Consider the following 19,994-nt stretch of genomic DNA (forward strand, 5'->3'; position numbering starts at 1 on the left):
ATTTTCGATGCGGCTGATGGTCGTAACTAGTTTGTCTCATGCGGGGGAGAATGGCGCAGTGTTCGATCCAGTCAACACTCTTGATAAAACTGGTATGGGAGGGGGTAGATATTTTACTGCTGCGCGTACGTGGAAATCGTCTATAGGAAACAGTAGATTGACTTCTGCAGCTACCGAGAACGTGGTTGCCGATGCTCTCAGCGAGAAACGTGCTTGAAAGTGTGGAACCTGGATGAAACTGAATTAGATATGCTAGATGTGGTTGTGTAGTCCCTGGTGGACAAGTATTCCCCGCGCTATGCGGGGATGAGCCCCTGCCCAATGATCGGCATGAGTGTGCTCATGAGTATTCCCCGCGCTATGCGGGGATGAGCCGGACAAAGGCGAAATAACACCAGCCCAATCAGAGTATTCCCCGCGCTAGGCGGGGATGAGCCGTACCTCGGGCTGTGGGGGCACTATCTCACCCGGTATTCCTCGCGCTAGGCGGAGATGAGCCCGCGCGAAAATCCTTCACCGTCCCACCAGCCTCGTATTCCCCGCGCTAGGCAGTTAGTACCGTCTTCACTGTTTTCGGCTAGCAGCTCGACCACGGCAGTTGCAGGGGAAGCAAATTCATTAATAATCTGTTCTGGATTTGCGGTGACTGCAGCGCGCCAAAGCCATGGGACCTTCTTTCTTGAGCATGACGATGCTCTCACGATTTCATCGGAGGTCTTTGCAAGTGTCTCCAGGGCGACACAAGACCGAAAGTACGCTTTTGAGACTAGCTCGGAGTCAGACCATAAGTAGAGCGAGATTCCGAGATTGGACACTACCGGACATCTGGTGATGTTACCTTGTCTGATGCTGACGAAAAATCTGCCACCAGTGGGGAAAAATTTGCCGGGGCAGTTATTGACGAGATTGAGAATCCCACGAGACGAAAGTTGCGAATTCGTTTCGCGTACCAATCCACCAGCTTGAGCTTTCTTGTCATTTCTCTACGTGCTTGTGGGCAAGTACAGCAAAGATGGTAGACCTCGGATCATATGGCGATCCGGTGACGTCATTGAACAGTCCGCTCACAGCCAAGCCAGCTTCGGACAGCTCCTGTGTCACTTGCTCCCAAGAGAGGCACTGGGGCCAGTTGTAGTACTCGCGGGCGTCTGATCTTGTGATGATGGTGTATTTTTCCAGAACGAGGCGAAGGTCTGGATAAGTCCAAGTTTCCAGGCGTCCGTGGTAGGGCGCGGCACTCCAGAAGCCCCCCATAAGATTCTTCGTCTCAACTATTGCGTCAGAGAAGTCGCTAAATCTCGGTGACGCAGTCACGTCAAAGAGAAAATGACCGCCGTTCTTAAGAGACGCGGTGATGCGGCCCAGCAGGTTTGCTCGTTGTCCAGGACTCAACGCGCAGTAATCTTCATAGATCAAAATTGCTGCGTCAAAATCCTGGTCCAAATCGAAGTCAAGGTAACTTCCCTAGACAAAGGTTGCCGGAAGACCTTCCCGCACTGCTACTGCTCTTGCATGATCAAGGGAGCGAGCGGATACGTCGATTCCCGTCATCGATATGCCTTTCCGGGCCAGTCGGCACGCATAGAGTCCTGGACCACACCCTAAATCGAGTACATGATCGCCCGAACAAAGTCGAAGCAAAGAGATGATCCATTCGGCGGACTGGTCAATAAAACTATGTGATCGTGATGCCAATGAAGAATCCGGATCGAGATGGTTGGCTAACATGTGGGCTGAGATATGAGGGTCGTTCCACATGGCGGGCGTGGTAAATGTGCAAAAAGGTTTTGGGCGGTGCGGCGTTGTCATGATTCTCCTGAACCTAGCGCAATAGTTGGCCGTATCACTGCGGCTGGGATGTAAAAGCTCATTCAGGACAATATGGAGTATGGGATATCACGAGTGTTTTGCCCCTTGTGTCGCTTCTACTTCGAAGGCGTGGGTGCTCGCATTGTAGGAGCACCATGTGTTTCTTCGGTCCCTGATGCTGGCAATGGTGAATCTCAAGATCCCGTGTCAGAATGTTATTGTGGCAAGTTCCCAACCAGCTATGGTGCCCTCAGATCTTCCGGTCGACCTGGTGCTGCAACGCGCCACGGGACAGCGCTTTGAAGAAGCCAAAGAACTTTCAGACTTGCTGCAAAGTATCAGCGGGAAAGAACCTGTCGTATGGGCTGGCAAGATCCTTGGATTTGGAGAATACACGTACCGCTACCCCAGCGGGCATTCGGGTATTTCACCGCTTTTAGCTTTTGCTCCTGGACCAAAACACCACACCTTGTACCTAGTGAGTGATTTTGCGACAAAGTGGCCAGAAATCCTTGAAAAGTTGGGTCCACATCGTGCAAGTAAAGCGTGCCTGTACATCACTCGCCTCAGCAAATGTGATCGCGACGCGCTACGGGAGTTACTGAATGCATCGCTTGCGGAGACATTGGGCGAATCAAGCAGCTGAGTGTGGAAAGACGAGTGTGTCGAAGCGATTCTGCCGTACTTATGGAGAACGAAGTATTTTTTCCATTGCTTTGCCGCGAGCGACCTCGTCAACCAGTTTGTCCATGTAGCGAATCTCTTTCATAAGTGGGTCTTCGATATCTTCGATCCTCACCCCACAGATGACACCGGTGACAAGTTCACGATTCGGGTTAAGCGCGGGAGCCGAAGTGAAAAATTCTTCCAAGGTGGTCTCGCCAGCTGCGATTTGCTCCAGCTGCGCCGCATCGTATCCCGTAAGCCAAGAGATAACCTGGTCGACCTGCTGCTTTGCTCGGCCTTTACTCTCGACCTTGGCAATGTATAGGGGATAGACGCGCCCAAACGGCATTTCGGAAATACGACGATCTGTCATGAGGAGGCCTCCTTCGATGGTGCCAGAATAGAGGCTCTTCTGTAAGTCTTTTGGTGGCTGGTCTGGGACTGGCTGGCAGGATTGGTGTTGTCTGTTCGGTGGGTATGGCTCGCGGCTCTTCTGGCTCATTTACGTTGATGATGGTATGGGTGGTTGGTTTGGGGTGTGACTCAGATCCTGGAGTTGGCCGAAGGGACCCGCCCGAGTGGGTGGAGCTATCTCGAGGGGACCAATGCGATGCAATCGTGTCCCGCCCACTTTCGGGGGGATCTAGAAAAGACCAAATCCTCGATTTCTCAACGAAAAATCGAGGATTCATGGTCGGGGTGATAAGATTTGAACTTGCGACCTCGTCATTTCGTGGCGACTCTTTGTCTATCTTCACTGAGCTTCGCCCAACCGTCCTGGGTGTTGGAATATCAACAAATATGCCAATCGCATTGTTCACCCAGCTTCGCTCAGCTTTGGGCATCTGGCCGTGTCATCATGGCCCGGCTGGCTCGGTCAGTACCGTACAGACTGACTCACTTGGAGTCTTGATCCAGGACTAGTTCTGGCAGCGCCTGCACCAACTCCTGGGTCCGCACCGAGACCGTCACGAGCGACCTAATCAGATCAACCAGGTAACGTGGATTTCCGACTTCCCGGAAATAGTCATTGGGATCGTTAAGGATTCCGGACTTCGGGTCCCGCTTCACCTGATAGCGGTCGATCATCCACTCCAGCGGACTGCGACCCCCGATCTGGTAGTCATTGATCCCATCGGGGATACCGCTGAAAGTCAGGTGAGGGTTGTACACCAACTTGGTGAAGTCCTTCTCTTTCCCTTTCTTTCCCCAGGCCAGTTTTGTCACCCGGCAGCGTTCCCACTCGTCCGTTGGTGCGCCAAGAGACCAGTTCTCTTCAATCGGATATGGCTCGACCGACTCATAGTTCACGTGCAGGTCCGCCAGCTCGCGCCCAATGCTGGAAAACTCCCAGAACCCTGGAACCATCGGAATCCGCGGCAGCATTTTCTTCAAGTCTGCCTCGAACCGCTCTCTATAGTCAGGGTGGTGCAGCAGGGCATAGACGTAGAAGAAGATGTCCTCTTTGCTGATCCTCTCCCCGCGAGGCGACCGGCTATCACCGTAGTGCTCCCGGTACGCCGCCAACGTGGCGTCGGTAATGTTGTCCTGGCGCTCGTAGCCATCTATCCATTGCGGTACCTGGTTGCCGATAGGACAGTCGAAATCAAACACCAGGTTCGTAGTGTCCACATCTGGGTCCGTACTGGCCGATTCAAACAGAGACGGCTCACCGCCTTCATCAACCGGCATCTTGGTCCAGGTGTACAAGGGAAAGCACTGAGCGTCCCCATTGAAGTGAAGGTCAGGAATGACCGACGAAAGCAGCGGCATAAAGGGCTTGCCGCCGGATGGTGACAAAGTGGTGAGTAGGTTTGGGTGTCTTGGCGTGGGGAAGAGCTGGGGGAGTTGGTAGATCATGTCGTTCATATCTCGGCTGAAATAAACCGATTCCTTAGTGAAGGGCCGGTACATGCTCAGCCGAATCGCCTCCGGAACGAAATCATGTGTTCTCGACTGGTCAAGGTTCTTCAAAAGAGCGCGGTTCCACGACACTTTAGTAGGGTCCGTAGAAACCGTCTTGCTGGTTTCGCCCCCTTCCACCGAGTGGTTATAGTTGTCGATCATCCGACTCATATTGTCAGCGACTGCGTCGGCGGAGAAGTTGTAGCACCAAGAATCACGGTTGGTCTTAAGTCCGCCTGAGTAGAGCTTGAACAGACCAGGAGTGTTTGACTGCCCTTTGGTGGCTTTGTCACCGATGGGCTGGAAGGTGATGAACCGTTCGTCGCGCTGGCTGATCCAATCACCGTGCTCGTTTGGCTGGACAGATCGGAATTGTGTTTCGGTGATTGAACCATTGGACGCGATTTCATCCAACTTCTCTTGCCTAGTTAGGTAGTCGTCTACTTCTGCGTAGTGGATTCGTGCCTGCCCCTCGTGACCCATCTTCTTCACAAGGACTGCAATGGTAATGCCGGTCCGAGAGCCCGCGTCAAACACGCCACCCCCTTCGCGTCTTCTCTTCTCACCCTGGGAACGAGCATTCCCTTTCAAGTTATAGATGTAGATGTCACTGAACTCATCTTGCAGAGTCAGTCTGACTCCATCAGCGGTGTTTCCGTCGAGGAAAGAATTATTGGAAACGAAGGCAACGATTCCCTTGTCACCAATGCGGTCGCTGGCCCAGCGCAGGGCTCGGTAGTAGGAGTCGTAGAGAGAATTCTTGTTGGTGCCGCTGGAATGGGCGGCGTATGTTTGCTCGATGCGGCTGTCAAGCCGGGGATACTTGAGATTCTGATTGTTGTCGTTCGCTGACTGTTGCCCGGCGCTGTAAGGCGGGTTCATGACGATGACTTTGATCTTGGACTGGCGCTGGCGCTTGAGGCGTTCAACGTTCTCTGCGAAGTCGAAGCCGTCGCCTTCCAGCTTTTCGTCGCCTTCATGGAGCTGGAAGGTATCCGTGAGGGTGATGCCTTCAAACTCGGTGTACTCGTCGGGGTAGCCTTGGTCGATGCGGACTTGGCGGTAGGTATTCTCAATATTGATGCTGGCGATGTAATACGAGAGCAGGACGATCTCGTTTCCGAAGATTTCGTGCTTGTACTTGTGCTCAAGTTGGTCAGGTTTGATGATGTCGGAAGAGAGCAACCGTGAGATGAAGGTGCCTGTCCCCAAGAAAGGCTCCAGCAGGTTAATGCCGGGGTCGCCCAAGGTCTTTCCGAAGTGTTCCTTGAGAGCATCGTTGGCACTGTGAAGGATATAGTCCACCACCGGGACCGGCGTAAAGACGATGCCGAGGCGATCGGCCATGTCTGGAAAGGCCTTGGAAAAGAAATTGTCGTACAGGGTACGCATAATCTCTTGCTTTCCTGCAATGTTATCGATGCCCTTGATCCGTTCAACCATCTTGGAATAGAAGTCTTCCAGTGGCTGGCGTTCCCGAACGAACACCTTGTTGTCACCGATGGCATCAAGAATGGCCTGCATTGCTCTTGATACCGGGTTTTGCTTGGCGAACTCTTGGTCGTCAAACATCGCATCGAACAGCGGCTTGGTGATGAGGTGCTGGGCTAGCATTTCTACTGCTTGAGCCCAGTCAATCGATGGGTTGAGGATTTGTTGCAGGGAATCAACGAACTTTTTGAAGGTGTCCTGTAGCGTCTCGTCTTCTAGCAGGTTGTCGATCAGGTGAATGTAGCGACTAGCAATGTCGGCAATATCCTTGGACCAATCGTCCCAGTACATGCGGTCCCCGACCTTCTTGACTATCTTTGAATAGACGGCATCCTTCCAATCAAAGGGTGAGAAGAGGAACTGGCCTTGGATTTCTCTGGGCTTAGTGTCGCTATTGTCGGTTGGTTCGTCGTCTCCCTCGTCTGTCGGACCGTCTTTGAGGTGATCTTTTTTCTCTTTCGGTTTCGTCTTGGTGAAGTCGACGATGTCTACCAAGATTGAGGTTGGGTCCCCAGTGTTGTAACCGATGGAGTTAATAGTGGCATCAATGCGTTCATCATGAGCGCGCAAGGCTTGCAGCACTTGCCAGATAACCTTGTAGCGTTCGTTGTCCGCAAGCGCTTCTTCCGGGGTCATTCCCATCGGGATCGCTATTGGCAGTATGACGTAGCCAAACTCTTTGTCAGGTGCTTTACGCATCACTCGGCCAACGGCCTGGATGACATCCACCTGGGACCTGCGGGGATTAAGGAAAATGACGGCATCTAGACTAGGAACATCGACGCCTTCTGTCAGACATTTTGCATTGGTGAGAATGCGGCACGTGGGGGTGACATCGCTGTCCTGGTTGATGTCTTCCTTAAGCCAGTCAAGAGATTCACCACGGACGATGGCATTCATGGTGCCGTCGACATGTCGGGCTTCGACCCCAAGGTTGTCAGTGGTGTCATCATTCGTCAGATCTTGCAGGTGATCGGCAACTAGGGTGGGGAAATCATCCGCGACCCACTTACTAGTCTTGATGTCTTTGGTGAACGCCACCGCCCGGCGCATCGGGGTGAGGTCCTCACCGTAGGAAACATCTAAGGTGCCGCTCTTACGCTTAGCGAGTGCATTCCACACCCCAGCTAGTTTCGCGACCTCGGGAAGGTTCAGTTCCCCACCCTCTGCGGTTTGAGCCTGATAGAAGTCAGAGACCTGGTCCTCGGGCACGGCTAACACTACGACTTTGTAGTCAGAGAGCAGACCGGCAGTAACCGCTTGGCCAAAGCCAAGGCGATGGAAAACCGGGCCGAAGAGTTCAGGATCATCCATTGAAGCGAGGACTGCATCCTTTTCCTTGGCGGCGTTCTTTACCTCCGGCTTGAATAGGCGCGGGGTCGCCGTCATGTAGAGTCGCTTGTCGGCGCGAATCAAAGCGTTGTCATGAATCTTGACGAAAGCGGACTCGTTTTCTCCGGAGAGGGTGACCCCGGTCGTTCGATGCGCCTCGTCGCAAATGATCAGGTCAAAGTCACGCCAGTCAGCTCCACCTAAGACTTGCGCCTCGGCAACCACATCGATGGACTGGTACGTCGCGAAGACGACCTGCAATCCATCTTCATCCTCATGGGCACGCAATGACGCAGCCAACTTCTTTGGATCCGTAGTTGGCGGAGTCTTCAAGTCAGTAACGGAAATGTCGGCAATGTCGTCCTGGTTAGCGCGACGACGGTTCACCTTAATATCCGAACAGACACTCCAGGCATGGAAAGGCATTGCGCATTCGGTGGCCCACTCACCCAAGGTCTGGGACATCAAAGACAAGGACGGGACCATGAACAGGACACGGGCGCGACCGTCGTTGTCTTCGGCCAGCTTCTCGGCAATCTTCAGAGAGGTGAAGGTCTTACCGGTGCCGCAGGCCATTACCAGGGTTCCGCGCTCGGACCTCTCGAATCCTTCGAAGACATCGCGAATGGCGTCGACCTGGTGATCACGCAGAACCTTGCGTTTCAGGTGTTTCGCACCAGCTTCGGGAACCTTCAGCTGGTAGGTAGTCCAGTCAATATCGGAGTTACGAAGATCAGTCAGACCAATGTTGATGACGGGCAGCTGCTGCCCTTCAATGGCGCTCTTGGCATTAGATGACCATTCCCTTCCCGTCGTTTCGACAAGGATACGCCCCGTAAAGGGGGCCTTTCCCGACTCGGAAAGGAATGAATCGATGTCTCTTTTTTGGATTCGCTTGTTAGGCCCATAGAACTTGCACTGGATAGCAACAGCGTCCTTGGCCTCGGGGTCTTTACTTCGCAAGATCCCCACCAGGTCGATGCCAGTATCAGGTCGACCGCCATTGCCAGGCCAATCCTTCCAGAGGTAGACCTCTTCGAACTCATTCTTCATCTGCGCATCGTTGAGCAGATACTGACGGACTAGCTGCTCGAAAAGGTTGCCCTTCATCCGTTCTGAATCCGAAAGCGTCCGATACTGCGTCAGCAAGTCATCGAAAGCACGTGCCGAAGCCGCCTGGCCACGTTCGGAATCGACAGCATGAGCGGGAACTAGTAGGTCATCTGTAGCAGGTAACGCTTCATTGATACCTTCAGGTGCGGCAGTCGTCATGATTCCATCTTGGCCCAACACACCCGTACTTCGCAGGATGCGACGTCATCATGGTCATCGATGCTATGGGCAGGCCATTGTGCCTACCTGTTTTCGCGAGCCCTCTTGAACGAAAAACCCTATGCGAACAACCCAAGGTCCACAACCTCTACGCCCGTGCTTTCGCGGCATAAACCGTTCGTTCCTCTCTATTTATTCCACGACACAGGCGTAGAGCTCAAGCACGCTTGCAGCGCGTGTGGACCGTGGTGGTTCGCACCTGGCTTGTCGTGCAAACGGAACAACGAACCCAGGAGAACAAAATGACCACCGCAGCCCAAGGTCATACGCAGAAGCAGAGCATTTAGCGGAGGGGGGCGGGCAAGCATTGCCAGGTTTGACGACCATGCTTTGGTGCAGCTTCCCATGAAAAGTCATCATGGCACCAAGGCATTTTCGCTGACTAGGAAAGATGAAATCCCCGAGATTCCGTCGAAATCTCAGGGATTCAAATCGTCGGGGTGACAAGATTTGAACTTGCGACCTCTTCGTCCCGAACGAAGCGCGCTACCAAGCTGCGCCACACCCCGGAGCAACCTGCATCAGTATAGTGCGCTGGGCCGGTCAGGTCCAAAACCTGGGGCTAATCAGGATCCGCATCCGGGGCGTTATGGCATGTGCCGGGGCCGCATACCACCCCGTGTACAGTTTTATGACCCCGTACGTGGGGGAGGGAGAAAGGAAGGGCTCAGATGAGCAGGTCTGCAGCGGCCCGCCAGGCTTCTATCAGGCGCGCGTTTGGCTCGTCCACATTCTCCACCCACGCGATGGCTGCCGGGTGGCTCTTGCCCGATACCACATGGCGCGCCACGAGGCGCCCTTGGCGCACTTCAGCCGATACTTGGCAGTGCCAAATCTGGTCGAGGATGGTGCGTAGCTGAACCCACGGCTCGTCCGGGCACAACAAATAGTTGCCTTCGGTGATGACTACCTGACTGTGCGGATGAACTGGAATGGCTCCCGCGATGGGCTGTTCCAGCGAGCGTTCAAAGTTGGGGGCATAGACGGTGAATCCGTCTGGATTTTTTATACGCTCAAGGAGGTTTACGTATCCTGACGCGTCAAAGGTGTCAATCGCTCCTTTGCGGGCAACGCGACCCAACCGCTCAAGTTCTGCGTCGGCCAAGTGGAATCCGTCCATTGGCACGTAGGCAACTGCCAAGCCTTGGGTGCGCAGCTCAGAAGCTAACGCGCGGGCCAAAGTGGTTTTCCCAGCGCCAGGAGACCCTGCAATTCCCACCATGTAGGGAGATTTTGAAGGGCCGCGGGCATCGAGCGCATCGAAAATGCGGTCAGCTAGCTGGAAGAGGCGTCCATCACGCTGGACTGGGGTCATGCGGCTGGCACCAGTTTCAAGAGGGACACTTCTGGCCTACATGAGAAGCGAATCTGCGCAAAGGGTGAGGTACCTAGGCCCGCTGAAACGTGCAGCCTGCTGTTGTTCCACGGGGTTAGGCCTCGACCTGCTGATAGTGGAATGTCGCAGTTGACCACCACAGGTCCAACAAAAGGAACGCGTACCTGTCCACCGTGAGTGTGTCCCGCAAGGATGACGTCCGTATTGAGAGCACTGAAGCGGTCGAGGACTCGCCGATAGGGCGCGTGGGTGAGACCGATGCGCAGGGCGTCGGGGTTCTTCCATTCGGAATTCACGTCAGGGAAGCGGTCTCGATTAATGTGTGGATCGTCCACACCGGCTAATGCCAATGGTATGCCCGCGATTTCCGTAACGTCGCAGCGATTAGAAAGGTCTTTCCAGCCCGCGCGCGTGAAGGCCTGCGCTACTTCAAACCAGGGCAGATCCGGAGTCGTTCGCTCCCCGTGTTGGGTTGCGGACACATGGCGATTGCGTTTGAGGTAGTCGAGGGGGCTTTTACTGAGCGGCGAGTAGTAGTCATTCGAGCCAAAAACAAATGCGCCGGGAAGTGCCAATAGGGGTTCTAGCGCGGAGAGTAGAAGGTGTGATGCTCCGGGTGCTCCGAGGTTGTCGCCGGTGGAGATCACAATGTCGATGGTGTTCTCTTCGGCGACTTTGGCAAGGAATGGTTTGATGAAGTCTTGCCCTGGAAACATGTGGAGGTCGGAAATATGGAGAACATTTAGGGCGTGAAAGCCCGGGCGTGGCGTAAGGTAAATTGTTTCTTTACGCAGTACGGGACGTTTCGATTCCCAATGGGCATAGCTGAGCCCGGCTGTCGCTAGAGCTGTGAGAGAGGCCGCTGTCAGGGCGCTCCCGCGCATAAAACCGATGAAACCAGAGGGCAGCAGTGAGTTTTTAGACCCCAACTCTTCAAGCGGTGAAGGAGTCATTGCTGGTCGTTCCCCGTCGAAGCATTGTTATTTTGGGGTTGTTGTTGGTTCCCTGTCTGAGTGTTGTTATTTGTATTCGGGCGAGGCGTCGATTGGGGAACATTTCCGACAAAGACACTGGGGATTGAGAGGTGCTCAGCGTCCGCGAGTGCGTCGCGCATGAACTGCGCCCACATCGGTCCTACGAAACTCTCACCGTACAGGGCTTCGAAATATTCGCCATTAATCCAAATATCTTCACCGTGCTTGGTGCCTTCTTGGGAGAATCCCACCCAGGCAGCAGTTGCCAGTTGGGGAGTGAAACCTACCGTCCATGTGTTTGAGTTGAAGTCGGTGGTGCCGGTTTTCGCGGCGAACTCTCTGTCAAGATAGAACCCTGCATAGCCTGAATTTGTCTGATAGTTGGCACCAGTGGTCTTCAATACCGTCGCAACCTGTTTGGCCACGGTCGCATCGAGTACCTGCTGGCAGTTGGGTTCGTAAGTCTTGATGACTTTTCCGTCACGGTCAGCAACCTCGACAAGGCCAATAGGCGAGCAGCGAACTCCCTCGTTGGCAATAGTCCCATATGCGCTGGCCATGAGGAGTGGCGAGACATTGTCTGCACCCCCGCCAATGAGGTTTGCGGGTGTATCTGGTGAGAACGGCTGCCCGTCGGCAGTAACCACTCCTAGGTCGGCGGCCCCAGTGAAGATCTTGCAGTAGTCGACCTTTGTGGCCATGTCAACGAAGGCTTGGTTGACTGAAAGGTTCGTTGCATTCTGCGCCGTGCGGGGACCGTCTTTACCCGCGAGATCTTCGACGTACCAAGGACCTACCGGATACGGAGTGCCATCACAAGAGAACTCGCCAAAGTTGAAATTGCGGTTGGTGCGTCCGACCGACTCGTAAACGCTGTGTCCTTCTTTGAACCATTGGACCAAGATGAAGGGTTTGAAAGCCGACCCGGGTGGGAATCCGGTGCTGCCCCCCGTATAGGTGTTGAAAGAGACCTCGGTGGAGTCAAAAGTGGTGTTTTGGGCCATCGCTTCGATGTAACCGTTTTTGGGGTTGATTGCTGTGATGGCAGAGTTGAGGCCATCTTCTTGGCCCACGGGAACGCGCCCTGTTGCCGCATTCCATGCGGCCTGTTGCATGGCGGGGTTAATGGAGGTGCGTAGTACAAGACCACCGGTTTGTAAGAGATTTTCACGTTCTGCGCGGGTTTCACCAAAGGCCTCATCGGATAGGAATTCTTCGACGACGTAGTCGCAGAAATATGCCATGCTGCCTGCCCCACGACACCCGTTGACGCGTTCTTCGGGTTTGAGCATGTCAGCTACGGGGATGGCAACGGCCTCGTCGTACTCTTCCTGAGTAATATCCCCGTCTTTCTTCATTTCACCTAAGACGATGTTGCGGCGTTCCTCCGCGGCCTCTGGAAATCTCAGTGGGTCGTACTCGACAGGGGATTGAACGATTCCGGCAAGGAGAGCAGCCTGCGAAATGGACAGTTCTGACGCTGGAATGGAGAAGTATGCGCGGGAAGCAGCACCGACGCCGTAAACGTTAGGGCCGAAAGGCGCGATATTGAGGTATCCAGTAAGTATTTCGTCTTTGGTTAGTTTCTTCTCTAGGGCAATCGCGTACTTAACTTCGCGTATTTTCCGTTCTACAGAGGCTTGGCGTTGCTCTTCGACCAGTTCGTCATTGCCTTCTTTTTGTCCCTGCTCAACCAGCATGTTCTTGATGTATTGCTGAGTAATGGTTGAGCCACCCTGCAAGCCGTCATCCTCATCAGAGACGACGTTATGAAGCAGCGACCCCAGCATGCGCCTTGGATCAATGCCGTGGTGAGTCATGAAGGTTTTGTCTTCAATCGCAATGATCGCCTTGCGAATATTGTCGGAAATCTGGTCAGAGTTGAGGATCTGGCGTCGCTGAGAAAAGAAATAGGCCATGTGTCCGCCAGCAGCATCCACCATGCGCGATTCCTCAGCGGGCTGAGAAACTTCAATATCCTCAGGGATCTCATCAAAAGTTGCCGGAACCGCCTTGGCGGTGGCGCCGATAGCGCCGACAACGGGCACAAAGAACCCGGATGCGAGGATGCCGCAAAGAATCGCTACTGTAATGAATCCCATCACCGCCCCACCAAATTTGAGGGGTGTGACGCGGTGCCCGGAGTTTCTTCTGGGCGTGGGTGCAGAACTAGCCATAGGCATAGCCTACTCAGTAGACTTACTCAAGTGTAGATGTAGGGCCTAGATTGAGGCCTGTTCCTCACAGTGATGTGGGGAAGATCTCGAAGGTGAGGAGCAATGAGTCGATTTTCGGGCAGTGACCACAGTTGGGTTGATCAAGCGCTATGTGCTTCCTCTGATCCTGACGCACTGTTTGTTCAGGGCTCTGAGCAACGTGAAGTTCGGGTGCGTTGCTTGGAATGTCCGGTGCGATTGGAATGTCTGGCAGAAGCACTACAAAGCCACATGCGTTTTGGAGTGTGGGGAGGCCTCACGGAAAGAGAAAGGCGTGCACTGCTGCGGCGCTACGCGTCGGTCGAGGATTGGGGCGAATGGTTAGAAGTGTCCGACGAACCCCTAGCAGTGGAGCTGCGCAGCGTGCGACCGATGCGTGTCTTGTCGCTCACCCGCGTAGGATAAGGCCATGACAAAGTGGGAATACGTAACTGTGCCATTACTCATTCACGCCACCAAGGCCATATTGGATCAGTGGGGTGAGGATGGCTGGGAGCTGGTCCAGGTTGTTCCCGGACCAGCAGGCTCAGACAATCTTGTTGCTTATCTGAAGAGGCCTAAAGCCTAGCGGGCTCGGCGTGCCAAGCGATCGACATCCAGCAAAGTAACGGCGCGACCTTCAAGGCGAATCCATCCACGCGAGACAAAATCTGCCAACGACTTGTTGACTGTTTCGCGTGAGGCGCCAACTAATTGCGCCAGTTCTTCCTGGGTGAGGTCGTGAGGCACGTGAACACCAGAATCTGTTGAGGTGCCGAAACGGTCAGACAGATCCAGCAGTGCTTTAGCGACGCGTCCGGGCACATCGGAGAACACGAGGTCTGATAGTGACTCATTTGTGCGGCGCAAACGCTGGGCCAAAGCCCGCAACATATGCTTCGCCAAATCGGGATTCACGTCGAGGATCTCCATGAGAGAATCATGCTCTAAAGAGAGCATCGACACTGGAGAGACTGCAGTTGCGGTTGTTGACCGTGGGCCCGGATCGAATAGGGTGAGTTCACCAATAATCTCTCCCGGTCCTAGTATGGCTAGGAGGGATTCGCGTCCATCAATAGAGGTGTGACCAAGTTTGATCTTGCCTTCAGTGATGATGTACAGGCGGTCACCGGGGTCACCTTCTTCGAAAAGCACCTCGCCGCGTCGAAGCGCGGTGCTTCCGGTTTTGGCGGCCAACTGCGCGTACTGATCCTCGCTCAGTCCGGCGAATAGGGGTACTCGGCTAATAATCTGATCGTCAAAACTCATAGTTCTTAATCCACTTCTTAGAGGCGGTGTTGCTGCCTTTCAGCCTACCCTTATGTGAAAGGAGCCACCACATTGTACGGGAGGAAGTCGCAGTGAAAATAGAGGATCGCCGCGAGATCGCAGTAGAAGAAGCCAATCTTCTGAGACAAGCCTACCTTGATGCGCGCTGTGGATTGGATTTTAACAACGCCTTTGAGCTGCTTGTTGCCACGGTTTTATCAGCGCAGACAACTGACAAGCGAGTCAATATGGTGACACCGACGCTTTTTTCTAAAGCACCTGGACCAGAAGAACTGGCGCGCTTGTCACTGACACATCTTGAGGAGATTGTTCGCCCACTTGGCATGTTTCGCAGGCGTGCGACTGCCCTTAACGGACTAGCCAAAGGGTTGCTAGAGAATTTTGGGGGCGAGGTGCCGGGTACCCGCGAGGAACTCATGACTCTTCCCGGTGTAGGGAGAAAGACGGCTAACGTGGTCCTCGGAAACTGGTTCGGGAAAGAAGAAATCACCGTCGACACTCATGTGGGGCGAGTGACGAGGCGCCTGGGATGGCAAGATGCCGATAACCCCCTTGCTGCCGAAAAGCAGTTAAGAGAGTTACTCCCCGACGCCCCTTGGACGCAATTGTGTCATGAACTCATATTCCATGGCAGACAGGTGTGTCACTCACGAAAACCGGCCTGCCACGAATGTGTCGTCGCCCACCTTTGTCCATCAGCCTTGGTTTAGCGCTGCGAGGCTTTTCGAGCCCAGCGCGCGTGGAGGCCTTCAGGGTTGGTGTGGGAGACCTCGATCCGCAGGTTCTCTTCGGACCTTCCTTTGCGGCGTACGCGGTACACCACCCAGCTTAGTGTGAGCAAAGTCACGCCGATAATGGTGAGAATTCCTGTTGCGCCTGTGAAGGCTAGATGGAAACTAACATTTTGGCCAAAAGCACCTAGCCCATTCAACGAGGGGTCAAGAGCCGACTCCAAAAACTGGCGGGTGTATCCGGGAACCACTAGGAAGGGGAGTCCAGCCACTGTAAAGAGGACACCAGAGAGCAACAATCCCAGAGAAGACTGTGCGGCAACAACGCCGAGTAGGACAATGAGAGCGAGCCCTCCCACAAACTCAGCGATACCAGCTAAGTTGACAATTCCCGTCTGCCACGGGTTCGCCTCGGCCACGAAGAAACGAGCGCCCGCGTCACTGAGCAAATACCACACGACAGGCGTAAGTAGTAGGAAAGCTATAGCAGAAAGCCACCTTCCACCAGCGCGGCCGGGGACCGTAGGCAAAACGGTTGCACCAGCAAAAAGAGTCTCGTCATCAGGCAACGGTACGGGCGCTGGCGGCTCAGGGCGCACCGGCATCGGTTGAGTCGGCTCTACCAAAGATCGACGCAACACACCGGTGTCTTCCACAGGAGCTGGAACCATCGTCTCGTCCACCTCAGAAAATACTGCTTCTCCCCGGTTTTCCAAGACATCACGAGGAGTCTCTACCCCCACGTCTGCCCGATCGGGTTGAGCTGATATCGAAACCCGATCGGTAAACACTTCGGTTGAGGACTCAAAAGAAACTGCATCCTCATCACCGTTCGGGGAAGTCCCAGAGGTGAGGTCGTTTTCCTCGGGGATGACGCTGGGGTCAACGTCGCCCACCGATGTGACGTCCTCAAGGAAATGTTCTTCCGACAGTTCAACATCTTCACCGGTCAACACCGGTTCGGCGATTTTATCGCGTTGCTTTTCGTTCTCATCAGGCGACATGGCTACCTCCTACAATCAGAGACAACATAACGTGAAATAGTGACAAAGTGGTGGAAGACGACTCGGAGATTGCACAATAGGCTTGCACTATGACTGTCAGTGTCCATGAAGCCTGCGCGTCTCTCAGGTTTGCCGAAGGCCTTCGCCGCCGCAGCGCACAGGCCCGCGCCGAAGCCGCCGTCCAAGAAGCTGTGTCGCTGTCTTCACTGCTGGGCGTGCGTGTAGCCGCGTCTGAGATTAGGGAAGCCACCGTGCGAGGCGACTTTGATGAAGATCCCAGGCTTGCCGCGGCTTTAGGGGTGTGGCGGGCAGCCTGGTCGCTAGAGGAAAGCCTAGATCCTCTCAACCCGAAAGGACCGCGACGCCGAACCGCCACACCACCCTGGCCAGCCACCATAGCCCAGTGGCATCGAGATATCTGTTCATTTCTTGTGGCCCGATCGCATATGTCGTCTCAAGAGGTCGCCAAACCACTCTCTCTAGAGGCGATCCGAGTGATTCAAGAGCCCAATAAGGACGCTCTCACCCACGCGGCTAAAGTGTGGCGTACTTTCGTGGTTGCTCCTCCGTTCACATATGGTTCCGCGGTTGTTGGGGCGCTTGCGGCAAAACGAATATTGGCGCTGAGTGGGGTCGAGCCCACGGGGGTGGCGGTTATCGGCTCGTATGCCGCCCAGGATCCTTCCCGATTCTTCAGTCTTGATGACAGAGAAGAAGAATGGCAACAATTCACGGAAACCAGCGTGATTGAAGGGTGTCAGAGAGGTATCGAAGTTAGCCGCTGGGTTCAGGCTGAGAGATTGCCGTCCTAGACTGTCGGTTTGTCCACAGGCAGCGCGGGGGTAGTTGTCCACAGAATAGAAAATCTCGATTTCACAGCTAACTTCTGCCGCCGTGAAATGAGGTATGCGCAATGCCATATGGGTACAAGATGGACCAGGTGACCAAGTTGCATTAGTGTGCCAGATTGCGGAGATAGCAGCCGCCACTGTTGTCAAAGATGCTGATGGCCCACCACCTGGGACCGTGCTCGCTATCATCTTTGATGAGCAGGACGTGTCGGTGCCAGCTATCCGTCTCGGAGATGGTGGAGACATGCGGCTTCCCCAAGACGCGTCACTTTTAGCGCAAGCGATGATCAGTGCAGCGCAGGATTTCTTAGCGCCAGAGGGGATAAGAGTCCTTGTTGCTGGGTGGCATGGCGGAGCTGGAACTAGCCTTAGTTCAAAGAATCTGGCAGCTGCTGGCAGGGCATGTCTTATCGAAGCATCGCGTTCGCCTCAAGGGGATGAAGGCGTCCCAATTGTGTGGGCGCGCGTCAATGCCAAGGATCCTCCCATTGTTGGTCAGTATCGGGCGCCTCGAAATAGGCCAATAGTAGCCAGTGGACCCGGTGATTGTGTAGGCCATGAAGACTCACGTGTTCTCGCGGTGAGTCGCGCGGCTCGCGGGCACGCAGTAGTTGATTGCGGTGTGTGGACGCCGGGAGTAGAAGAACTGGCACATGCGTTGGACGAGGTGAGAATCGTGTTGGTCGGGCATGCGCGTCAGTACGCGCGGTTGTTTGGAATCCTTGATGTTGCTGCATTCCAGCCCCGTGTCATACTCACTGACCGGCCAGGTAGGCCTGAAATGATGTGGGCGGCAGAGCGGTCGGGGGCAATCCTCCGTGCACCTCGCCGGTGGAAGCGTCTGTGGAAAGAGTTGCTTCATGACTGACTTTTCTGCATTGTCACGAAGGGTAGCATTCGGTCAAAATCCAGCTCAAGCCGTGTTGAGTGACGATGATGGTTCTTTGGGGATTGATCAGAAGGTGTACCGTTGGCGGCAGCTACAGGCCGCCTCGTATGGGATGACCCCAGAGCTTTTTGACCTCACACAACTACCCGGAGTTACCGACGTCGTGATCAACGGGCTCGAGGTGTGGTTAGACCGGGGAAACGGGATGGAACGAAGTGAATGGGCACCTGCAAATATCCGAGAATGTGAAGAACTTGCCCGGAAGATAGCGGCCGCTGGGGGCAAACGCCTCGATGAAGCAAGTCCCTTAGTGGATGCGATTGTGGGAACGAATATGCGCTTCCATGCAGTGCTGCCGCCCTTGGCTCAGAATGGCCCTGCGATTTCATTGCGCATCCTTCGCTCGTCGCGTTTTTCTCTGGAAGATTTGGAGACGCATTCTACTGTGAGTCCGGACATAGGTTCTTTGCTGAGATACCTGGTCGATAGAGGTGGAAATATGCTCATTTCGGGGGCTACGGGGGCGGGAAAAACCACCTTGCTTGATGCGTTACTCTCGTTAGTTCCAGAAGATGAACGCATTATATGCATTGAGGAAGTCTCGGAACTCGCGCCCACGCACCCGCACGTCATTCATCTTCAAGAACGCCGTCCGAACGTTGAAGGAATGGGAGCCGTGAGTCTCAGTGACCTGGTTCGCGCTGCGCTACGTATGCGCCCTAATTGGATCGTGCTAGGTGAGTGTCGTGGGGTGGAGGTGGTCGATGTTCTTTCCGCATTGAACACGGGGCACAAAGGATTTGCGACCATCCATGCCAATAATGTTCATGATGTACCAGCGCGCCTTGCGGCTTTGGGGGCCAAGGCTGGACTTGGCAGCGAAGCCTTGGGCTTGCAGACCGCAGCGGCCTTCGATGTTGTTCTCCACATGCGGCGAAGTGGCGCTCAGCGTGAGCTCGCAGAAGTGGGTGTATTAAGTACTCATGGTGGTCAGTGTGAACCGGCACTTGTACGAAGAGGGATGGAGATGGTTTCAGATGTCGGGTATGACCGTTTGTGTGAAGTGACGGGGTGGAATCCGTGAACGCCCAGGCGGCGCTTCACATACTGGTTGTGGTGGTATTGTCGCTCACACTGTTGGCAATGGCGGAACGCCTGCACAGTTACCGCGCGGCCAAAGTACGCATGGGTGTTCCACAGACGCGCTTTCGCCGGAGAAAACGCGCCGTGGGGGATAGTGATGAACTAGCAATGATGGCAATGGAAGTTGTCACTCGGTTGCGTGCTGGAAGTACCGTGCCTCAGGCGTGGGGTAAGACGTGGAGCCGTCACCGTGATGGTGAGACGGTTTCTCTTGATGTTTCAGGGGTGCCAGAAATCCAGTGTGAGTGCCCACGGCAACGAAGCAAGAAACGCATGTGGCAACGAGCATGGGATGCAATAGCCGCGGCGTGTAAGTTTTCGTTCTTGTCAGGAGCGCCTTTAGCTGATGTTCTTGAAGTGATTGCTGAGGGTATTAGTCAAGACGTGAAAGCAAGAGAAGCACAAAATCGGGCCTTCACGGGTCCCATGCTTTCGGCGAGGGTTCTCGCGGCATTACCCGTCATTGCTGTTATTGGGGGTGAGGCGTTAGGGGCTGGTTCGCTGCAATGGTTTGTCATGCACCCGCTGGGACGGTTGTGCTGTGTATGCGGTGTTGTCATGCTTGCGAGCGGGGTCGCTGTCGGATGGCATCTTGTCGGCAAAGCTAGGCGCGCCGCCCAAGAGCGCTTAGAAGGGACCTTGCTGTGTGACCTAGCTGGGGCAGGACTCAAAACGGGGGCAAGCCTACCGTTGGTGCTTTCCCATATGGCAGCAGCTGCAGAAATGGCAACCCTAGAGGTGACAGCCAAGCAACTCCTGATGGGATCGCCGTGGGACTTTGCTTGGGAAGCCGATGAACGAACCCGTCTTCTCCAAGGAAGCCTGCAGCCGGCATGGGAAGACGGCGTAAGTCCGGTACCTCTTTTGACCTTAGCTTCTCAGCAAGCCCGCGACCGATCAGTGGCACGCGTCGAAGAAGAAGCCGCAGCACTATCGGTCAAACTAGTGATTCCACTGGGTGCCTTGCTGCTTCCCTCATTTGTTCTCTTAGGAATAGCACCTATCGTATTTTCCTTATTCAAAGGGCAGGTGATGCTCTGAGTGCA

At 54.6% G+C, this 19,994-nt stretch carries 20 protein-coding genes and 1 tRNA gene; 10 read left to right on the forward strand and 11 right to left on the reverse strand.

The genetic code is table 11. The annotated features are described in order from the left end of the window. Positions 1–7 precede the first annotated feature (7 nt). Positions 8–217, forward strand: coding sequence for a hypothetical protein (locus tag FYJ24_RS00555; protein WP_154542591.1), 210 nt, complete (start codon positions 8–10; stop codon positions 215–217). A 265-nt stretch (positions 218–482) separates the two neighbouring features. Here FYJ24_RS00555 and FYJ24_RS00560 read toward each other — a convergent pair whose 3' ends face one another. The 3 genes from FYJ24_RS00560 to FYJ24_RS12555 form a co-directional block, all read right to left on the reverse strand. After that, positions 483–701, reverse strand: a complete 219-nt coding sequence (locus FYJ24_RS00560) for a hypothetical protein (RefSeq protein ID WP_154542593.1) — start codon at positions 699–701, stop codon at positions 483–485. 274 nt (positions 702–975) lie between these two features. Beyond that, a complete protein-coding gene (locus FYJ24_RS12550) occupies positions 976–1,443 on the reverse strand; it encodes a hypothetical protein (protein ID WP_206192403.1) in 468 nt (155 codons plus the stop codon). Positions 1,444–1,464: 21 nt separating this feature from the next. After that, positions 1,465–1,809, reverse strand: a complete 345-nt coding sequence (locus FYJ24_RS12555) for an SAM-dependent methyltransferase (protein WP_206192404.1) — start codon at positions 1,807–1,809, stop codon at positions 1,465–1,467. Between the two features lie 220 nt (positions 1,810–2,029). Here FYJ24_RS12555 and FYJ24_RS00570 point away from each other — a divergent pair, with 220 nt between their 5' ends. Beyond that, positions 2,030–2,455 (forward strand): DUF1801 domain-containing protein, encoded by a 426-nt coding sequence (locus tag FYJ24_RS00570; protein ID WP_206192405.1) that lies wholly within the window; start codon positions 2,030–2,032, stop codon positions 2,453–2,455. A gap of 39 nt (positions 2,456–2,494) precedes the next feature. On the opposite strand, the gene FYJ24_RS00575 is transcribed toward FYJ24_RS00570, so the two are convergent. Further along, positions 2,495–2,848, reverse strand: a complete 354-nt coding sequence (locus FYJ24_RS00575; protein WP_154542595.1) for a DUF2200 domain-containing protein — start codon at positions 2,846–2,848, stop codon at positions 2,495–2,497. 317 nt (positions 2,849–3,165) lie between these two features. Between FYJ24_RS00575 and FYJ24_RS00580 the strand changes: the two genes are divergently transcribed. Then, entirely contained in the window at positions 3,166–3,399 is a 234-nt protein-coding gene (locus FYJ24_RS00580; protein ID WP_154542596.1) for a hypothetical protein, read from the forward strand. Here FYJ24_RS00580 and FYJ24_RS00585 read toward each other — a convergent pair. The 5 genes from FYJ24_RS00585 to FYJ24_RS00605 all read right to left on the reverse strand — a co-directional run bounded on the left by FYJ24_RS00585 (position 3,373) and on the right by FYJ24_RS00605 (position 13,022). Beyond that, positions 3,373–8,475 carry a DEAD/DEAH box helicase gene (locus FYJ24_RS00585; protein ID WP_154542598.1) on the reverse strand — a complete coding sequence of 1,701 codons (5,103 nt, stop codon included), beginning with the start codon at positions 8,473–8,475 and terminating at the stop codon, positions 3,373–3,375. The two genes, FYJ24_RS00580 and FYJ24_RS00585, sit on opposite strands and share 27 nt — an antisense overlap. A gap of 495 nt (positions 8,476–8,970) precedes the next feature. Next, a tRNA-Pro gene (locus FYJ24_RS00590) sits at positions 8,971–9,044 on the reverse strand. Positions 9,045–9,202: 158 nt separating this feature from the next. Next, the gene (locus FYJ24_RS00595; protein ID WP_154542600.1) at positions 9,203–9,850 is read right to left on the reverse strand and encodes a nucleoside/nucleotide kinase family protein; all 648 of its coding nucleotides are present in this window, start codon (positions 9,848–9,850) and stop codon (positions 9,203–9,205) included. Further along, positions 9,847–10,824, reverse strand: a complete 978-nt coding sequence (locus FYJ24_RS00600) for a metallophosphoesterase (RefSeq protein ID WP_225871884.1) — start codon at positions 10,822–10,824, stop codon at positions 9,847–9,849. The genes FYJ24_RS00595 and FYJ24_RS00600 overlap by 4 nt, the downstream gene beginning before the upstream one ends. Continuing rightward, positions 10,821–13,022: a transglycosylase domain-containing protein gene (locus FYJ24_RS00605; RefSeq protein ID WP_206192406.1), complete on the reverse strand. Its 2,202-nt coding sequence runs from the start codon at positions 13,020–13,022 to the stop codon at positions 10,821–10,823. Before FYJ24_RS00605 ends, FYJ24_RS00600 begins: the two co-directional genes overlap by 4 nt. A gap of 102 nt (positions 13,023–13,124) precedes the next feature. Between FYJ24_RS00605 and FYJ24_RS00610 the strand changes: the two genes are divergently transcribed. Continuing rightward, positions 13,125–13,466 carry a WhiB family transcriptional regulator gene (locus FYJ24_RS00610; protein WP_154542604.1) on the forward strand — a complete coding sequence of 114 codons (342 nt, stop codon included), beginning with the start codon at positions 13,125–13,127 and terminating at the stop codon, positions 13,464–13,466. Between the two features lie 4 nt (positions 13,467–13,470). Then, a complete protein-coding gene (locus FYJ24_RS00615; protein WP_154542606.1) occupies positions 13,471–13,629 on the forward strand; it encodes a DUF4177 domain-containing protein in 159 nt (52 codons plus the stop codon). On the opposite strand, the gene FYJ24_RS00620 is transcribed toward FYJ24_RS00615, so the two are convergent. Continuing rightward, positions 13,626–14,309, reverse strand: a complete 684-nt coding sequence (locus FYJ24_RS00620) for a Crp/Fnr family transcriptional regulator (RefSeq protein ID WP_154542607.1) — start codon at positions 14,307–14,309, stop codon at positions 13,626–13,628. The two genes, FYJ24_RS00615 and FYJ24_RS00620, sit on opposite strands and share 4 nt — an antisense overlap. Before the next feature lie 92 nt (positions 14,310–14,401). Between FYJ24_RS00620 and nth the strand changes: the two genes are divergently transcribed. Next, positions 14,402–15,040 carry an endonuclease III gene (nth, locus tag FYJ24_RS00625; protein ID WP_318656403.1) on the forward strand — a complete coding sequence of 213 codons (639 nt, stop codon included), beginning with the start codon at positions 14,402–14,404 and terminating at the stop codon, positions 15,038–15,040. Here nth and FYJ24_RS00630 read toward each other — a convergent pair. After that, complete coding sequence (locus FYJ24_RS00630; RefSeq protein ID WP_154542609.1) at positions 15,037–16,065, reverse strand: hypothetical protein; 1,029 nt, start codon at positions 16,063–16,065, stop codon at positions 15,037–15,039. The two genes, nth and FYJ24_RS00630, sit on opposite strands and share 4 nt — an antisense overlap. Positions 16,066–16,154: 89 nt before the next feature. Here FYJ24_RS00630 and FYJ24_RS00635 point away from each other — a divergent pair, with 89 nt between their 5' ends. From FYJ24_RS00635 to FYJ24_RS00650, 4 genes are all read left to right on the forward strand, one after another. Continuing rightward, a complete protein-coding gene (locus tag FYJ24_RS00635) occupies positions 16,155–16,877 on the forward strand; it encodes a hypothetical protein (RefSeq protein WP_154542611.1) in 723 nt (240 codons plus the stop codon). Between the two features lie 94 nt (positions 16,878–16,971). Further along, positions 16,972–17,784, forward strand: a complete 813-nt coding sequence (locus tag FYJ24_RS00640) for a hypothetical protein (RefSeq protein ID WP_154542613.1) — start codon at positions 16,972–16,974, stop codon at positions 17,782–17,784. Further along, positions 17,777–18,889, forward strand: a complete 1,113-nt coding sequence (locus tag FYJ24_RS00645; RefSeq protein WP_154542614.1) for a TadA family conjugal transfer-associated ATPase — start codon at positions 17,777–17,779, stop codon at positions 18,887–18,889. The genes FYJ24_RS00640 and FYJ24_RS00645 overlap by 8 nt, the downstream gene beginning before the upstream one ends. After that, the gene (locus FYJ24_RS00650) at positions 18,886–19,989 is read left to right on the forward strand and encodes a hypothetical protein (protein WP_154542616.1); all 1,104 of its coding nucleotides are present in this window, start codon (positions 18,886–18,888) and stop codon (positions 19,987–19,989) included. Before FYJ24_RS00645 ends, FYJ24_RS00650 begins: the two co-directional genes overlap by 4 nt. Positions 19,990–19,994: the final 5 nt, after the last annotated feature.

It is taken from the genome of Scrofimicrobium canadense, assembly GCF_009696615.1.
GTDB classification, from domain to species: Bacteria; Actinomycetota; Actinomycetes; order Actinomycetales; family Actinomycetaceae; genus Scrofimicrobium; species Scrofimicrobium canadense.

What these genes read in the sequence shown, in the direction of transcription:
- FYJ24_RS00555 (WP_154542591.1), top strand. Translation starts at nt 8, where the DNA reads ATGCGGCTGATGGTCGTAACTAGTTTGTCTCATGCGGGGGAGAATGGC.
- FYJ24_RS12555 (WP_206192404.1), bottom strand. Translation starts at nt 1,809, where the DNA reads ATGACAACGCCGCACCGCCCAAAACCTTTTTGCACATTTACCACGCCC.
- FYJ24_RS00575 (WP_154542595.1), bottom strand. Translation starts at nt 2,848, where the DNA reads ATGACAGATCGTCGTATTTCCGAAATGCCGTTTGGGCGCGTCTATCCC.
- FYJ24_RS00580 (WP_154542596.1), top strand. Translation starts at nt 3,166, where the DNA reads ATGGTCGGGGTGATAAGATTTGAACTTGCGACCTCGTCATTTCGTGGC.
- FYJ24_RS00585 (WP_154542598.1), bottom strand. Translation starts at nt 8,475, where the DNA reads ATGACGACTGCCGCACCTGAAGGTATCAATGAAGCGTTACCTGCTACA.
- FYJ24_RS00595 (WP_154542600.1), bottom strand. Translation starts at nt 9,850, where the DNA reads ATGACCCCAGTCCAGCGTGATGGACGCCTCTTCCAGCTAGCTGACCGC.
- FYJ24_RS00600 (WP_225871884.1), bottom strand. Translation starts at nt 10,824, where the DNA reads ATGACTCCTTCACCGCTTGAAGAGTTGGGGTCTAAAAACTCACTGCTG.
- FYJ24_RS00605 (WP_206192406.1), bottom strand. Translation starts at nt 13,022, where the DNA reads ATGGCTAGTTCTGCACCCACGCCCAGAAGAAACTCCGGGCACCGCGTC.
- FYJ24_RS00610 (WP_154542604.1), top strand. Translation starts at nt 13,125, where the DNA reads ATGAGTCGATTTTCGGGCAGTGACCACAGTTGGGTTGATCAAGCGCTA.
- FYJ24_RS00615 (WP_154542606.1), top strand. Translation starts at nt 13,471, where the DNA reads ATGACAAAGTGGGAATACGTAACTGTGCCATTACTCATTCACGCCACC.
- FYJ24_RS00620 (WP_154542607.1), bottom strand. Translation starts at nt 14,309, where the DNA reads ATGAGTTTTGACGATCAGATTATTAGCCGAGTACCCCTATTCGCCGGA.
- FYJ24_RS00630 (WP_154542609.1), bottom strand. Translation starts at nt 16,065, where the DNA reads ATGTCGCCTGATGAGAACGAAAAGCAACGCGATAAAATCGCCGAACCG.
- FYJ24_RS00635 (WP_154542611.1), top strand. Translation starts at nt 16,155, where the DNA reads ATGACTGTCAGTGTCCATGAAGCCTGCGCGTCTCTCAGGTTTGCCGAA.
- FYJ24_RS00640 (WP_154542613.1), top strand. Translation starts at nt 16,972, where the DNA reads ATGCGCAATGCCATATGGGTACAAGATGGACCAGGTGACCAAGTTGCA.
- FYJ24_RS00645 (WP_154542614.1), top strand. Translation starts at nt 17,777, where the DNA reads ATGACTGACTTTTCTGCATTGTCACGAAGGGTAGCATTCGGTCAAAAT.